This window comes from Alishewanella agri BL06 (genome assembly GCF_000272005.1).
Taxonomy (GTDB): Bacteria; Pseudomonadota; Gammaproteobacteria; order Enterobacterales; family Alteromonadaceae; genus Alishewanella; species Alishewanella agri.
The window spans coordinates 96,407-110,779 of record NZ_AKKU01000026.1 but is presented as its reverse complement, the minus strand read 5'-3'; the positions used below and the strand labels follow the sequence as shown (position 1 = coordinate 110,779).

The window sequence follows — 14,373 nt, the reverse complement described above, 5'->3', positions numbered from 1 at the left end:
CTATCTGTTTGTTTTCTTTTAATTATTATAAGAAGCGAATTTACGCGCTTTATCAGTGTATAAGGTTTAGCTGATTTGGCAAGTTGGAGCAGCACTGATTATTCCCAGCGCCCTTCCTCTTCACGTAACACAAAGCGAATCTTACGCCCATCGGCACACAGCTGCATGACCTCTCGTGGCGAACCATCAGCATTGAGGGTGACCAGTCCGACTCCAGAAGCGTTTAGTAACCGCTCGCCGGGATCGGCCGTTTCCGGTTTGTGAGGTATTACCTGCATCCGACGGCGGCGGGTAAACCAGTTTAATGGCGAGCGTGGCGAGTACAGCCAACGGTTTAAGCGATCAAAAACATCGAGCAGTTTTTTGGGGAACTCATTCTTCAGGCCACTGCTGGTAATTTGCCACAAGTCAGGTCCACGTCTTTTACCCCTTAACCTGATATCGTAAACAAAGGAGTAGTGCACATCACCCGACAAAATAACAAAGTGTCGCGGCGTTTTCGGGTGCCGGAACAAATTGAGCATGGCATGGGCGGCACCCGGGTGAGCCATCCAGTTTTCTGCATCAACTAACAGCGGCTTACCACACCAGGCAAATACCCGCTGAATGCTTTCAATTAACTTTACACCAAAAATCGGTGCCGGCGAGACCAGAATCACTGCCTCTAACCCCAATAGGCGTTGCTGCAAATCGGTAATGGCTTCCCAATCCATCAACCCAGACGGACTTTCCAGCGAGCGCTCGGAGCGCCAGCGCTGAGTGCGGGTATCCAGCACTAGCAGTGGCGGCTCGGTCGGCCACTGGTATTGCCATTGATTAAAACGAAATAACTGCTGCAGTAATTTATCGTGCAAGTCCTGCCCCGGCTGCGCCAGCACCTGCTGTACCTGTTGCAGCAAGTCCGCACTAAAGGCTTCAGGACAATTACCCCAACCTTGACACATCAGGTAGCCCAACAAGGCATTACCAATAATCCGTGCCGAAAAATCGTGGTTATAAGCAGCTTGCTCCCAAGCCGCCGTTAAATTCCAATCATCAGTAATATCATGGTCGTCGAAAATCATCGCCACCGGTAAATGCGCCAAGGCTCTTCTAACCCGCGGCAACCCATCAACAAATTGCTGCAATATCTGTTGCTGTTGCTGATATTGTTGTTGCAGCTGTGCGTCCAGTTCCGGCGCAGCTGGCCATCCCCCGCTCGCCAGAACCTGTTGCCAGGGCTGCGGCGACCAAACCAATAAATACATTGCCAGCACTTCACCCAGACTAATCAGATGATTATGGGCTGAGTCTGAAGTAAATACCGGTTTACGTACTCCACCGAATACCTTAGTCACCATATCGCGGCTAAGTTTATTATCCGGTAACAGGGCTTCCCGCTTCAAATAATAAGGCTGCTGCTGATGCAATGCACCGGCACTGGCGACTTCACTGCAAGGTAGCGCTTCATCTGGCAAGCCCAGTTGCGGCAGTAATTGGTGGATGGCAACTAACATAGGTGTGGCCACATCATCAGCATAAATCTGATCGCCACTTAGCATTAACAGCGCTGGCCACTGCTCTGGCGCCGTCTCGGCCAGTAACTGCTCCACCTGCAGCAAACCATCAGCAGCAGGATGATGCGGTTTACGGCAGGAGCCGTGCAACAGTTGCCGCACATCAGGTTGTAAGACAAAAAATGGCTCAGGCTGATCGGCAAAGCACAGATCCGGCGCCCACTGCTGCCAGCGCTCACCGTTTAATAATAACTGGTAGTAAATTGGCTGCTGGGTTGGCAAGGCGGTTGGCAGGTGAATATCCAGCAACTGAAAGTACAGCTTGGCACCGGCTTTAAGTTCGGTATGTCCGGCTTTTAAATGATCTTGCGAAAGTCTAATCGCTGCGCCATCTTGTGGTGTGAGCGTGAGATCGAGCCTTACTGGGGCATCGGTTGCCAGCCAAAACGTCAACCTCTCTGGCGTCAACCGCCTTAAAATGGGCCCGGCCCAAACCTTAACTGCTGCCATCCACCTCTACCCTGGAGTTTACCTCGGTTACCTCAGCGGCCGGCGGCACTTCCCGTAACCACTCACGCCACATTGCCACTAGCAGCGCCATTAGCACCGGACCAATAAATAAGCCGACCAGCCCCATAGTCTTTACCCCACCGATTAAACCAAAAAAAGTAGGTAAAAAAGGCAGCTTAATTGGCCCACCGACCAGAGTCGGCCGGATGGTTTTATCAACAATAAACAGCTCGACACTGCCCCACAAAAACAGCGCGATACCCGCAGTCAGGTCGCCGATGCCAACCAGATATAAAGAGATCAGTGTAAAGGCCAGCGGCGCGCCACCTGGGATCAACGCCATAAAGCCGGTGATCACACCAAAAGCCACCGGCGACGGCACCCCGGCAATCCAATAGGCGACACCTAGCACTATCCCCTCACCAATCGCAATCACGGTCATGCCCAGCACCGTAGAGCTTACGGTGGCAGGCACCACCCGGGAGAAACGCTGCCAACGCGCAGGTAAAATTCTCTCCCCGACCGTATCTAACTGACCCGCAAATTTATCGCCATCTTTGTAAAGAAAGAACAGTGTGATCAGCATGAATAAAATGGTTAACAAAGCGCCGGCCGTTTGCCAGCCCAGATTTAATACAGTACGCGAGATCCCGCTCAGGTGTTCACCACTAATCACACTAACTGCATGCCCCAATTGATGAGGTTCACTTAAATAATCCTGCCAGACTTGCGCCAGCCAGCTTCCTACACCCGGTAACGCGGCAATCCAATCGGGTACTGGCGCTCCCGATTGATTCGCTGCCAATAACCATTTCATCCAGAGCTTCATTTCCGCTATCGCATAACTAAACACCCAGGTTAGCGGTACCACCAGACACAATACAATCAGAATCAGCGCCAGCGTCGCGGCAAGGGTTGTATTATTGCCACACTGCCTGACTAACCGCTGATATACCGGCCAACTGGCAAAACAAATAATCAGCGCCGCCAGCACCGGTACCAGAAAGCCAATAAAAAAATACACCCCTGCCGCCAGAATGAGGAGCAATAACGCTCTGCTAACGGCAACATTGCTGAAAATTTGTGACATAAGGATACCCGGATTAAGCTCTGACACTCTCAGTAACTACCATAACATGGCGTAGTTTCTGGAAAACAGAATTGATAATAACACAGTGCCAGACTCTGGCGAGGTTGGCAAAGTCGCCATTTTGACAGCAGTGACTTTTCGGCCTAGAGTATCGGGTCTTTAGTTAACGGAAAGCTGTCATGCGTAAAGTGATGTTGTTCTGTTCACTGTTATTTTGTTTAACATGGCCGGTACAGGCATTACCAGAGATTAATGCCATGGCGCCCTTAATTGTCAGGGAGCGCAGTGAATTTCAGCATCAACTCAAGGTCGCAAAAAAACTTGGAATAACAGCAATCTCAGTAGATGTTTGGTGGGGGCTGGTAGAGCAAGCCGGCGACCAACAATTTGTCTGGCAGTACTATGATGATGTTTTTTCAGATATTCGCGCTGCCGGACTAAAAATTATCCCCATTATGGCATTTCATCAATGCGGCGGTAATGTGGGTGACGACTGCGATATCCCGTTACCTGGCTGGATTTGGACACATTATCAAAGAAAGGGGATTGCGCCTGACGATTTACGCTATCAAAGCGAAGACGGCAATACGGCCAATGAAACCCTGTCACTATGGTCAGATGAACTGGTAAAAACCCAATATATTGAGTTTATGCAAGCTTTCGCAACGCGATATCAGACAATAGCCACAGACTTTGTTGAACTGAATATTTCTATGGGGCCGGCCGGTGAGTTACGCTACCCTTCATATAACAGCCATGATGGCGTTGCGGCGGCTTTTCCGTCACGCGGACGTTTTCAGGCTTACTCTTTATTGAGCAGAACTGACTTCCAACACTGGCTGGAGCAACGCTATCAAAGCATCGCCACACTCAACTCAGGCTGGGGCACCGCTTATCAAAACTTCGCAGAGATAGCACTCCCAATGTCCTGGGACCAGGCGATAGCAAGCAACCAACATCTGACCGAGCCATCCAGGCAAGACTTTTTGCAATGGTATCACCAAGCACTGGTGGCGCACGGCGCCAGGATGTTGCGCTATGCAGAATACGCTTTCCAACAGCTACCAGCCGAAATTCCATTGGGTTTTAAAATCCCCGGTATTCATTGGACAATCAACTCTGACATTGGCGCTCGTACCGCAGAGTTAGCGGCCGGTATTATTGATGCGAATGCCGCCTTCAGTTCCACACCTGAGCCGGGTTATCAGCAAATAATCGCTCTGGCAGCTCCGAAAGCCAAACAACAGCGCAAAGTTGTAGTGCATTTTACCGCGCTCGAAATGTCTGATGAGCCAGAGGGTGAGGCAGGTTCTATGCCAAGCACACTGGTGAACTGGATTGGTGCAGAAGCACGTAGACAGGGTGTTATATTAAAAGGCGAAAATGCGCTCGCCGCAGGTCTCTATCATGCCGAGGGCTGGAGTAACCTGCAACAAGTGCTACGAAATGGCAATTATCAGGGACTGACGTTATTGCGCCTTAATGACATCGTCGAGAATCCGTTAGCTGTAGCTACCCTACAACAGCTGCAGCCGGGATTTTAGTCATGTTTTATTGAAATAGTTAGCCGAATTAGACTTCGCTTGTTTTTCGGATATAGCATGCTAAGTTAAAAGTGCGGCGGTATTCATCTGAGGTGTTGGTGCGCGGCTTGTTATTGATTAGTTCGTTGATATTAACCTCGGCGCCGGTCGTCGCCGATACCGGCTCACTGCGGGCTATTGTCAGTAGCTCTAACGCGCCCCCTTATGCACTGTTTGACGAGAGTGGCGATCTAGCTGGGGGGATCAGCAAAGATATTCTTGAAGCTCTTGCCAGCCGCAGCACACTTACCCTGAACTTTTTACCTTTACCCCGGGGACGGGTGGAACAATGGTTACTTCGTGACGAAGCTGACATCGCTTGCTTTCTGAGTCCGGCATGGGTTGAGCAGCCAGAGCTTTTGGCTTGGAGTCCCAGCCTCTTTACAACGCGCCAGGTTATCGTAAGACGAAGTCATAGCCCTTCTATCACCCAGCTCACTGATCTATTGGGTAAGCGGGTCGGCACCGACCGTGGTTTCAGCTACCCTGAATTTGATGCAGTCTTTTCACAGCGCCTGATTATTCGGGATGACGCCATCTCACTACAAAGCAATCTGATGCGGCTGCAAAAACAGCGACTTGATGCGGTACTGACTGTGGATCGGGCTTATGAATATCATCAGCAACAATTTAATAGTGAGGGCTTGCATGCAGACCCGCTTTGGGCAGCACCAGATAACGTCTACTGCGCGATTAACCCTAATCAGCCAGAATTAGCAAGTCGGGTGCAGCAAACGCTGCAGTTAATGATAGATGATGGCACTATCCAGAGGATTTTGTTGCGTTACCAACCAGCAGTTCGCAAAGAGTAGTCGCTGCCTGCTATAGCAGCCTGAACGCTGATATGTGAATGCTCAACGACATCGTAAAAAATGAGAGTGGCCGTAACATATTGTTTGGTGCCTAGGGTCGGACTCGAACCGACACGGAGTTTCCCCCGGCGGATTTTGAATGAAATGACTATAAGATATTGTTGCTATAAATTCAGTAGCTTAACAATATAAATCCTCCACCTTTGAAAAAACTTCACAAAAGGTGTTCCGGATTTAGGAGTCATATCATGGCAAAAATCCTTGAGAAACACACACTTGCACCTAACCTAAAAATTTACAAACAATCGAACTGTTATAACTGGATTGTACGCTTAAAAGTGGACAAAACCTATATCATTCGATCCACTCAAACTCCTGATTTACCGCAGGCAATAGCTAAAGCACATCGTCTCTTGATTGAATTTGAAATTCGTTTTGAAACAAATAACTTTGTTGTTGAATCAAAGCGTTTTGCATTTATTGCCGAGAAAGTTATTGAGCAAATGAAAGTCGCAAAGGCAACAGGCACAGGTAAAGTCATTTACGATGACTACATTGGTGCGCTGAACAAGTATCACATCCCCTTCTTTGGCGATACTCATATAACTCGTATCAATGCCGATCAACTTGATGATTTTGACGTATGGCGAGTGAAACAGCTTGGCAGAATACCCGCTAAATCCACTGTGCAAAATCATAACTCAGCACTACAAATGGTGTTTGATTTTGCAGTTAGACGAAAATACATGTTGGTTTCCCAAGTGCCAACATTAGAAAACAAAGGTGCTAGTGGCTCAAGACGCGCTGCATTTTCCATTGATGAATATGCGCGAGTTAGAGAACAAGTTATTCAAATGGGGAAAGAAAGTCGCAAGGAAAAAACGCGCCAGCTACGAGAGCTACTTGTTGATTATATGGATTTCGCGATCCTAACCGGTATGCGCCCTGGATCAGAGATGGATAACCTAACATGGGCAGACCTTCACCCTGAACGGGATGAAACACAAATGCGCTTTTATGTCACAGTAAGAAAAGGCAAAACCACTAAGTACACTGGCACACGTGAGATCGTTTGTAAGGCAGCAATAGTCAAAGTGCTTAATCGTTTGTCGGAACGTTTCCAAAACCGAACAGGTAACGACAGACTTTTTCGGCTTTCAGATGGAACAACCTCAAGGGAGATGAACAGACACTTTGATGCGGCATTAGAAATGATTGAACTTAAGAATTCACAATATGGTGAAAGAAGTTTATATTCTCTTAGACATAGTTACATTACATGGGAATTGGCAGCACAAAACGTCAGTATTGATGTGTTAGCGCGGCAGTGTGGCACTGGCATTCAAATGATTGAGCAACACTATAGCCATGTCATCCCAAGAATGTTCGGTCGACAGTTGTCAGGGATCGAGCTGGAAACAAAAGAAAGAGTCGTTCGACAATTTGAAGATGTAACTTATGACGAGCAGTTACAACAACGAATAAATGAATGGGCTTATAACTACAAGCATAGAGGCTACATCTAGCAGGAGGCAGCGTTGGCGTATCAGGAACGAGTTGCAGTTATGGAGGGTTTATACCTTTATACTCAGTCCAATTCAAAGCGCTGGTACGCCCGCTTTAAAGTCGATAAAAAGCATATCACCTTCTCAACTGGTGAGACTGAACTAGAAAAAGCAAAAGTGGTAGCCATTGACGCAATGTATAAGCGTCGAGCTGAAGTGAAACTTGGTATTGCTGCTGGTGCGCAGCCTTTTGATAAGCTTGCTGCTGAAGTCATCTCAGAATTAGAAGCTTTAATAAACAAAGGCGTTTCCAAGAAGAACAACTCCATTTATAAAGGCATTCTACTTAACTACCATATCCCATTTTTTAAAGACCAGCGGATTGATCAGATCACACAATCTGATATGGACAGTTTTCATCGCTGGCGCGAGACAAAGTTTGGTGGACAACCCTCAAAATCAACATTGCAAAGCCATAATGCCGTTCTAACTAAAGTTTATGAAAAGGCGTTAAGAAAAGGCCAAATCACTAAATACCATATCCCAACTTTTGAGACTGACGGCAAACGGCAAGAACGTCGTGCCGCTTTTACTTGGGAAGAGTATCGCAAAATATCAGACTTCATAAATGAAGAGATGCAGCGAACTAAAAACAAGAAAAGTAAAATGCTGCTGGAGCTGATGGAAGACTACATCGACTTCGCACTGGCAACGGGTATGCGGCCAGGTACTGAAATTGAAAATGTTAAGTGGAGCGACATCAGTTTTAAATTGGTAGACGGTGTACCAGAAATTACCGTAGCAGTTCGTAAAGGCAAAACCACTTTATATACTGGCACTCGGCAAGTTGTTGTGCGAAGCGACTTTGTGGCTAACCTAGAACAGTTGGTAGAACGCTTTCCAGACAGAAAAGCAGATGACTTGGTATTCGTGCTTGCAGACGGATCAAGCACTAAAAGTCTCAGCAAGAAATTCACCTATGTGCTGGAAAAGCTGAACCTAAGACAAAGCCCATATGGTGAGCGCACACTGTATTCACTTCGTCACTCGTATATTACTTGGAACCTGAAAAGCAAAGCGGATTACGCAGCACTGGCTAAACAGTGTGGTACAAGCATTGAGATGATTGACAGAACTTATAGCCATTTACTGCCGACTATGTTCAGGCAAGAATTTAGTGGGGTGGTGTATGAGCAGATAGAACCAGATTCTCTTAAACAGAGACAGCTTAGTTTAAAAGCGAAAGAGCTAAATATAAAAAATTACTCACTTTTGGATCAGAATTATAAGACTCGCGGATACGTTTAAAACTTCTTTACAAGAAGAGATCATTTTTACTGAAAGCTTACCTTTTTCTTGAATAAATAATAAAAAATCGCAGATAAAGTCACTTTGTGCCAATAGCAGAAATTCACTGAGATTCGATTAAATCGGAGCTTTTCACTGAAAGCGGACATTCGGCACGAGTTAAGCGAGACGAACTTTGGAGCATTTAAAGTTAAGTCGAATTTGCAGGTTAACTACCCTCAGGCACAAAGCACAAATATTTGTACCCATAGATTGCCAAGGCTTGACCAGATAGTCGTCCGCTCCCAATTCCAGACCCTTGACCCGGTCTTCTACACTGTCCCTTGCGGTGAGAAATAACACAGGCGTGATGGATCTGGCCTCTCTCAATGACTGCATAATTCGCCAGCCATCCACATCAGGCAGCATTACATCAAGGACAATCAAGTTATACGAGCCGGTAATCGCCAGGTGGTGACCATCGAGCCCGGTCCGGGCGAGATCTACCACAAAGCCGGATTCCATGAAGCCCTGCCGGATATAATCCCCAGTTTTTACTTCATCTTCTACGATGAGAATCTTCATCGTTCCACTCCGCTCTACAGTTCAGGCCAAGGAAGCCAGTCCATTTCATTGTCGTCAATATCAATTTTATAGTCTGAAATCTGCCCACAACATGACCAGAAAATGACAAATATGTAATGTTGGTGGCCGGAAGCTAGGTTATATCGGTGAGAAAAGCGTTGTTCGCATAACATGACTAAAATGTAATGCTTGCGGGAGCAGCCTGGTCATCTTTAACTAATAAGTTTATGGTATCATGATTCATGTAATCTCCTCCTTTAAGAAGCCGCAAAAAACGCGGCGCAAACTGCCTGCTTATTTGAAAAGGTGCTTATCCATGGGTCACGATAATTCTGAGTCTCATTGTCATCACCATACACCCTCCCACACGGGCTCAGGGCTTACAGACCCGGTCTGCGGCATGGGTGTAACGGCAGACTCTGCCCAGCATGTTGAGCATGCGGGTAAAACTTACTACTTCTGCAGCACCAAATGCATGAATAGATTCCAGCATGACCCTGAGAAGTTTCTTTCACCAACCCCGCCACCTCCCTCGGAAGCGGTCAAAGGCACAATTTATACGTGCCCGATGCATCCGGAAATACGTCAGGACAACCCCGGAACCTGCCCTAAATGCGGCATGGCACTTGAACCCCTGATGCCCAGTCTGGAAGATGACAATCCCGAGCTGGACGATTTTTCCAGGCGATTCTGGTGGACATTGCCTTTTACCGTCATTGTCACGGTGCTTGCCATGTTTGGGCCACAGCTTGGCTGGTTCGAGATGGCGACGCAAACGTGGATAGAGCTTGTACTGTCGCTTCCCGTGGTGCTGTGGGCCGGACAGCCGTTCTTCGTACGGGGTTGGCAATCAGTGGTCAACCGCAGTCCCAACATGTGGACGCTCATCGGCTTGGGTACCGGTGCCGCCTTCGTCTACAGCTCGCTGGCAACCGTAGCTCCCGGTATATTTCCGGAAACATTCATGTCCATGGGGCGTGTGGCGGTTTATTTCGAAGCCGCAGTGGTGATCATTTCCCTTACGCTGTTTGGTCAGGTGCTGGAGCTTCGCGCGCGTTCCCAGACATCCGCTGCCGTCCGGTCATTGCTCGGTCTGGCGCCCAAGACGGCCCGCCGTATCAATGCTGACGGAACAGAAGAAGATGTACCGCTGACGCATGTGCATGAAGGTGATCGTTTACGCGTACGTCCCGGTGAGAAAGTTCCTGTCGATGGCATTGTTGAAGAGGGTGCAAGTTCTCTCGATGAATCCATGTTGACTGGTGAATCGTTACCCATCAGCAAGCGCCCGGGTGACAAGGTCATAGGGGCAACGATGAACACCTCTGGTGCACTTGTGATCCGGGCGGAGAAAGTCGGCTCGGCCACTGTGTTGTCACAAATTGTCCAGTTGGTGGCTCAGGCCCAACGCTCTCGGGCGCCGATGCAACGGATGGCTGATTTGGTGGCGGGTTACTTTGTCATGGCGGTGGTAGCCATCGCCATCCTCACCTTGGTCGTGTGGGGCATGTTCGGCCCGCAGCCAAGCTGGGTCTATGGCCTGATCAATGCGGTCGCTGTTCTGATCATCGCTTGCCCTTGTGCGTTGGGGCTCGCAACGCCCATGTCAGTCATGGTTGCTACCGGACGAGGCGCAACCCAGGGTGTTCTGTTTCGTGATGCAGCAGCAATAGAAAATCTGCGCAAAGTCGATACGCTCATCGTAGACAAGACCGGCACCTTGACAGAAGGCCGACCCGCATTCGATCAGGCTGTTTCCGCTGGCGAGTTGGACGCCGATGAAATCTTGCGCCTGGCTGCCAGCCTCGATCAAGGCAGCGAGCATCCTTTGGCTGACGCTATTGTCAGCGCTGCGCGCGAACGTAATTTGGTGCTCAGCCCAGTGGACGACTTTGACTCGGGTAGCGGCATAGGCGTACGGGGCAAGGTTGAAGGCAAAATACTGCTGTTGGGCAACACTGCGTTCATGCAGCAGGATAACGTCAATGTTGATGGCCTGGCTGCCACCGCTGAGGGATGGAGGATAAAGGGTGCGAGTGTGATGTACCTGGCGGTTGACGGCACACTGGTCGGCCTACTCGCCGTTTCCGACCCCATCAAACAGAGCACCCCTGAAGCGGTACAGGCGCTCAAGGCCGCGGGAATCAGGGTCATCATGGCTACTGGTGACGGTATTTCAACGGCAAAAGCGGTCGCCGAACAACTAGGCATAGACGAAGTTCATGGCGAAGTGAAACCGGCCGACAAGCTGAATCTGGTTGATAAGCTTCAATCAGAAGGTTGCATCGTTGCGATGGCGGGCGACGGCATCAACGATGCCCCGGCACTGGCCAAGGCGAATGTCGGTATCGCTATGGGAACCGGGACGGACGTAGCGATGAACAGTGCGCAAATCACCTTGGTAAAAGGAGACCTGCGGGGTATCTCGATTGCCCGGGACCTGTCAAACAAGACTGTTCTCAATATGAAGCAGAACCTTGGTTTTGCGTTCATTTATAATGCGTTAGGCGTTCCACTGGCTGCTGGCGTCCTGTACCCGTTTGCCGGGTTGCTTCTATCACCCATGTTTGCAGCCCTGGCGATGAGTCTGAGTTCAGCGTCCGTTGTATTCAACTCGCTGCGGCTTCGTGGTTCGGTTTAAGCTGGATACGTCGAGGGGGTAGCGGAAAATGGCGAGTCTCTACTCGCCATTTTTCTTCGGTTTTTCGGGTAAGGGGATTAAATGGTTGATCTTACCTTTGCATGAGAGTGAGACAGACCGGCATCTCATCGGATTATCTGGTTGATGCTTCACCTACTGCTGGTGCATGTTTCCTTCGCTAATTCCAGCAAGAACCCCACACGCCTTAACTTCCCGGTCATCGTTGCAACGCGCTCTTAGTGAAACGAGTTGTTTCTCAAGCGCTTGCAGAGCGGTTATCTGCGACCGCACATGAGAGATGTGATCATCGAGCAAGGCGTTGACAGCGGTACAGGACTGATGAGGGTCGTCCTGATAGCGCTTTAGTTCGTGAATTTCTGCCAGTGACAGATCCAGGATGCGGCAGCGACGAATAAAGGCCAGCCGCTCAACGTGTTTCTCGGTATAGACACGGTAACCGTTCTCCTGCCGACCAGGCGGCGGCAACAAGCCCTGCCGTTCGTAGAAGCGGATCGTCTGTGTATCTACCCCTACTGACTGTGCCAACTGACCAATACGCATCGGGTTCCTCCGCAACGGATTCTCTACGCTATTGACCTTATAGCGACTATATAGTTTTAAATGAAAACCCGATCATATTCAAGTGGAGTCATATCATGAGTAAAAACTGCGGAGGCCCCTGTGGCGACCATGCAAGGCCTGCGGCGGATACCGATATGCAGGCCTCCTCCGATGCGTCGGGGGAATGGGTCAGTGTTTATGCCGTGCCGAAGATGGACTGTCCATCAGAAGAACGAATGATTCGCCTAGCCCTGAACGGCTTTGAGGAGATTCGGGCGCTGTCCTTCGACTTGTCGAACCGCCGGTTGAAGGTCGTGCATGACGGTGAGGTCGAGCCCGTCACCTCGAAACTGAAGACCTTGGGGCTAGGCGCCTCGCTTCAGGAAACCGTCGCTGCAAATCCGGAGACCATCAAGGCCGCCGAGTTTTCGGCAGCTTCTGCTAAGCAAGAATCCGGGACCCTGCGCTGGTTGCTCGGCATCAATGCACTTCTGTTCGTGGTGGAAATGACTGCCGGTCTGATCGCCCGGTCCACCGGCCTGATTGGAGAATCCCTGGACAATTTTGCCGATGCGGCGGTGTACGGGCTTGCCCTTTATGCGGTTGGACATAGCGTGAAAATGCAGGTACGTGCCGCGCATCTTGCTGGTGTACTGCAACTGATCTTGGCTGTGGGCGTACTCATAGAGGTGGTGAGACGCTTTGTATTCGGTAGTGAGCCTGAATCGCTGGTGATGATGGCTATCGCATTCGTCGCATTGATTGCCAATACCAGTTGTCTGCTGCTCATATCCAAACATCGGGAGGGCGGGGCGCACATGAAGGCAAGCTGGATATTCTCGGCCAACGACGTGGTGATCAACCTGGGGGTCATCACCGCCGGCGCTCTGGTCGCGTGGACCGGGTCCAATTATCCGGATCTGATTATCGGCACCATCGCGGGGGTAATTGTACTTAACGGTGCTAGACGCATTCTGGCGCTCAAGGATTAAGCAATGTCCATTTTTGGCAAACATCTGTCACCGTACGCTCTGTTGTCCATCTCCGGCCTGCTGGCAGCGTCTGATCAGGCCGTAAAATGGCTGGTGCAACAATCAATGGCATATGGCGAGTCTATTTCAGTGACCTCATTCTTTAACTGGGTACACGTATGGAATACCGGTGCCGCATTCAGTCTTTTTGCGAATGGTGGAGGCTGGCAGCGCTACTTTTTTATCGGAATCGCGGTAGTGGTCTCGATTTTTCTGATCAAGCTGATCCTTGAAAATCGTCATAAAGGAGAAGCCATCGCTTACAGTCTTATCCTCGGTGGCGCCATGGGCAACCTGATTGACCGGGTCTTTCGCGGCTATGTTGTGGATTCCTTTGATTTCTATTGGCGAGACTGGCATTGGCCGGCCTTCAACCTGGCTGATATTGCAATTGTCCTCGGTGCCTTACTTTTAGTTTCCAGCAGCTTGTTGGGTAAAAAAGCAAACACCAATGCCGAGTCGGATGGATCTGACTGACACCTACGCCTACTACAATTCCGCGCCTTCCGGGGTGAAGGCGGCATCGAGCGGAATTTCTTTGCAGCATACGCAGCAGGTGGTGCAACTGGCAGTGTTCGGGGCGTTTGCGTTCATGGTGGTACTCCTCCAGATTGGTAGCGAAGCTCAAAGCTGCCCACTCTCGGCTGGCTGGGAAGCGGTCATGATCTTCCCTTGAAGGCCCGCAGCAGCCGCGTCACAGACAGGACAAACAAGCCGGTCAGCGTGAGGGCTGCAATACCCCAGTGCTCCCCGATGAACGCGCCGGCCGTCGTGCCGGCTAGCACAATGGCGAGAATCGGCAAATGGCAGGGACAGGTGAGCACGGCCAGCGCGCCCCACAAGTAGCCGGTGATCGGTTTGTGCGTCTCAGACGGCAAGTGCTCTGGGCTGTTCATGGCAGACTCTCCGCGTGCTGTGCCGGTTCGGTTGGCATGGCGGCCAGTTGCATTTCGAGGCTGGCCAGGGCCTCGCGCCGACGCTCGACGAGTTGCCGCAACACGGCAAGCTGCGCAGACGCACCGTCACCGTCCGCAGCATCCAGCGCCCGGCACAGCCGCGCCAGTGCGTCCAGGCCGATACCCGCTTCGAAGGCAGCCCGTACAAAGCGCAGCCGTTGCAACGCGGTGTCATCGAACAAGCCGTAGCCGCCCGTGGTGCACGCGACCGGCCGTAGCAATCCGCGCAGCAGGTAGTCGCGCACGATATGCACGCTCACCCCGGCATCAAGGGCCAGCCGGGACACTGTGTAGGCGCTCATTGAACACCTCCTTT

At 50.3% G+C, this 14,373-nt stretch carries 13 protein-coding genes and 1 pseudogene; 8 read left to right on the top strand and 6 right to left on the bottom strand.

What is annotated here, in order from left to right; translation table 11 throughout:
• Positions 1 to 98 precede the first annotated feature (98 nt).
• Both AGRI_RS14100 and AGRI_RS14095 read right to left on the bottom strand, forming a co-directional pair.
• Positions 99 to 2,006, bottom strand: coding sequence for an alkaline phosphatase D family protein (locus AGRI_RS14100; RefSeq protein WP_040292057.1), 1,908 nt, complete (start codon positions 2,004 to 2,006; stop codon positions 99 to 101).
• Positions 1,993 to 3,096: an AI-2E family transporter gene (locus tag AGRI_RS14095; protein WP_008985560.1), complete on the bottom strand. Its 1,104-nt coding sequence runs from the start codon at positions 3,094 to 3,096 to the stop codon at positions 1,993 to 1,995. Before AGRI_RS14095 ends, AGRI_RS14100 begins: the two co-directional genes overlap by 14 nt.
• Before the next feature lie 179 nt (positions 3,097 to 3,275).
• Between AGRI_RS14095 and AGRI_RS14090 the strand changes: the two genes are divergently transcribed.
• The 4 genes from AGRI_RS14090 to AGRI_RS14075 all read left to right on the top strand — a co-directional run bounded on the left by AGRI_RS14090 (position 3,276) and on the right by AGRI_RS14075 (position 8,304).
• Complete coding sequence (locus AGRI_RS14090) at positions 3,276 to 4,640, top strand: family 14 glycosylhydrolase (RefSeq protein WP_008985559.1); 1,365 nt, start codon at positions 3,276 to 3,278, stop codon at positions 4,638 to 4,640.
• A 98-nt stretch (positions 4,641 to 4,738) separates the two neighbouring features.
• Entirely contained in the window at positions 4,739 to 5,491 is a 753-nt protein-coding gene (locus AGRI_RS14085; RefSeq protein ID WP_008985558.1) for a substrate-binding periplasmic protein, read from the top strand.
• Positions 5,492 to 5,739: 248 nt separating this feature from the next.
• Positions 5,740 to 7,017, top strand: a complete 1,278-nt coding sequence (locus tag AGRI_RS14080) for a tyrosine-type recombinase/integrase (protein WP_008985557.1) — start codon at positions 5,740 to 5,742, stop codon at positions 7,015 to 7,017.
• 12 nt (positions 7,018 to 7,029) lie between these two features.
• A complete protein-coding gene (locus AGRI_RS14075) occupies positions 7,030 to 8,304 on the top strand; it encodes a tyrosine-type recombinase/integrase (protein WP_008985556.1) in 1,275 nt (424 codons plus the stop codon).
• A gap of 255 nt (positions 8,305 to 8,559) precedes the next feature.
• Here the strand turns inward: AGRI_RS14075 and AGRI_RS14070 are convergent.
• Positions 8,560 to 8,868 (bottom strand): annotated as a pseudogene (locus AGRI_RS14070) (response regulator); the annotation flags it as partial.
• A 316-nt stretch (positions 8,869 to 9,184) separates the two neighbouring features.
• On the opposite strand from AGRI_RS14070, the gene AGRI_RS14065 reads away from it, so the two are divergent.
• A complete protein-coding gene (locus AGRI_RS14065; protein WP_082628927.1) occupies positions 9,185 to 11,509 on the top strand; it encodes a heavy metal translocating P-type ATPase in 2,325 nt (774 codons plus the stop codon).
• Between the two features lie 153 nt (positions 11,510 to 11,662).
• On the opposite strand, the gene cadR is transcribed toward AGRI_RS14065, so the two are convergent.
• Positions 11,663 to 12,070, bottom strand: coding sequence for a Cd(II)/Pb(II)-responsive transcriptional regulator (gene cadR, locus AGRI_RS14060; protein WP_001219640.1), 408 nt, complete (start codon positions 12,068 to 12,070; stop codon positions 11,663 to 11,665).
• A gap of 95 nt (positions 12,071 to 12,165) precedes the next feature.
• Here cadR and AGRI_RS14055 point away from each other — a divergent pair, with 95 nt between their 5' ends.
• From AGRI_RS14055 to AGRI_RS16815, 3 genes are read left to right on the top strand one after another with little or no spacing between them, the layout of a single operon-like run.
• Positions 12,166 to 13,062 carry a cation efflux transmembrane domain-containing protein gene (locus AGRI_RS14055; protein WP_008985553.1) on the top strand — a complete coding sequence of 299 codons (897 nt, stop codon included), beginning with the start codon at positions 12,166 to 12,168 and terminating at the stop codon, positions 13,060 to 13,062.
• A gap of 3 nt (positions 13,063 to 13,065) precedes the next feature.
• Entirely contained in the window at positions 13,066 to 13,578 is a 513-nt protein-coding gene (gene lspA / locus AGRI_RS14050; protein WP_004813174.1) for a signal peptidase II, read from the top strand.
• Positions 13,565 to 13,777, top strand: a complete 213-nt coding sequence (locus AGRI_RS16815; RefSeq protein WP_008985552.1) for a hypothetical protein — start codon at positions 13,565 to 13,567, stop codon at positions 13,775 to 13,777. The genes lspA and AGRI_RS16815 overlap by 14 nt, the downstream gene beginning before the upstream one ends.
• Here AGRI_RS16815 and merE read toward each other — a convergent pair.
• Together merE and merD are read right to left on the bottom strand one after the other, a co-directional pair.
• The gene (gene merE / locus AGRI_RS14040) at positions 13,761 to 13,997 is read right to left on the bottom strand and encodes a broad-spectrum mercury transporter MerE (protein ID WP_001087807.1); all 237 of its coding nucleotides are present in this window, start codon (positions 13,995 to 13,997) and stop codon (positions 13,761 to 13,763) included. The genes AGRI_RS16815 and merE overlap by 17 nt on opposite strands.
• The gene (gene merD, locus AGRI_RS14035; protein ID WP_001277463.1) at positions 13,994 to 14,359 is read right to left on the bottom strand and encodes a mercury resistance co-regulator MerD; all 366 of its coding nucleotides are present in this window, start codon (positions 14,357 to 14,359) and stop codon (positions 13,994 to 13,996) included. Before merD ends, merE begins: the two co-directional genes overlap by 4 nt.
• Positions 14,360 to 14,373 lie beyond the last annotated feature (14 nt).